We start from the raw sequence: 1,699 nt of genomic DNA on the forward strand, positions 1-1,699 counted from the left end.
ACCCCACTCTTATAAATAAGAACGACGCTTTCGGCTCAATGAATTCTGATTTCATTTAAAAGACTCGGAAGAATCAATTAAATGTTTGTACATATTACTATGAACACTCATCGTTGCATTGAGTTTAAATTTTTTGATTGCCAACATTCCGAAGAACAGAAGACAATTTCGAATAACTCAATACCTGTGAATGTCCACACAGATTTCTTGTTTAGATTGTTAAAGAACGTTGCTAACATGAACATCTTTCGATTTTTCATTCAGCGGCCGTTGACGCTAGGTCGTTGGCTTGGGGTGCGTATTATACGCTTTCCCGGGTTGGCGTCAAGTGTTTTTTCAAACTTTCTTTTCGCCTTGAACTCTGTGTTTTGAAGCACTTCATTCAACCTGACTCAGTAACCGCTTGCGCTGTCTGCCGTGTCAGTGGATGCGCATTATAGGCACCACACGGTTTTGCGCAAGGCCTTTTTGATCATATTTATCAATTAATTTTTATACTTAACTTAACACCACCTTAGGCACACCTTACCCACAGACTTACCCACAATCATGGATAACTAAATTCATATTTTACCCCTGGTCAGATGGGCAAGCATATTATCGATTTTGATAATGAGCTTTGCATTTGTGCTCTATGCTGCCCAAAAGTAGATAAATCATGTTTGGCCAATCATATTATCAAGGTAATAATAATGAGTACTGACACACCTTGGTGTTATCAATTCAACATAAACCCTAGAGAGTTGCGTCATGACAACAATAAACGGCAAGTGACACCTTAGGACCTAATAACTGCATCTGCCGATATTGATGGATGAAAGTTAGACAGTATTATCAATGAGAATATTCACGTTTATTGTTCTTTAGAAAGGGAGCTCGATAATGATTAAGAGGTAACCAACTAATCAATAGAGAAAACATCACTACAAGATAGCCAATGATGAACCTACAGTTACGCCTAGTTTGTTACAACAACAGTGTAATGTTGGCGCGATAAACCAGGTTTGATTTTATAACGTATATCTGGCCTAGAACAAAATGGACCTGTTTGGCTGTGGTAATAAATTTATATGTGAGACATTGGTAAGTCGCCTGTTGTGAAAGACAAAAACCCTATTTGATTTGAGCCAATATGAAAGCCATGAAAGTATCAAATAGGACAGAATATCAGCCGAAGACATAACTGCTGGCAACATGCAGCAATGGAACCATTTTGGGGAAGCTTGAAAACAAATGGATACCTAAGTATGACTACTATTGTAGCTTAATGAATCTGTAAACGACGTATATGCACAAACTCAAAGGCCTGCAGTGTTGATGTTTTAAGGAGTGAACTAGATTGATGAATTAACTCCCGGCACGATACAAATTTTGGACACAAAAAAGCCCGCTATATCATAGCGGGCTGTTTCGCGACTCTCTCAAGTCAATTAGGCGCCTGGAAATGACCTACTCACACATGGGCATATTCGACAAGCTGCTGTCATGTTTTGGCCAAGAACAAACTCTACACTATAAATTGCAGACGAAAAAAAACCCGCTATATAATAGTGGGCTGTTTCGCGACTTTCTCAAGTCAATTAGGCGCCTGGAAATGACCTACTCTCGCATGGGGAGACCCCAAACTACCATCGGCGATACTGTGTTTCACTTCTGAGTTCGGAATGGGATCAGGTGGTGCCACAGCTCTATGGTTTCC

At 39.8% G+C, this 1,699-nt stretch carries 1 rRNA gene; it reads right to left on the minus strand.

The window, feature by feature from the left end:
- Positions 1-1,586: 1,586 nt before the first annotated feature.
- Positions 1,587-1,699 (minus strand): 5S ribosomal RNA (rrf, locus tag H5125_RS21565); the annotation flags it as partial.

This window comes from Shewanella sp. SR44-4, assembly GCF_014163715.1.
Taxonomy (GTDB): domain Bacteria; phylum Pseudomonadota; class Gammaproteobacteria; order Enterobacterales; family Shewanellaceae; genus Shewanella.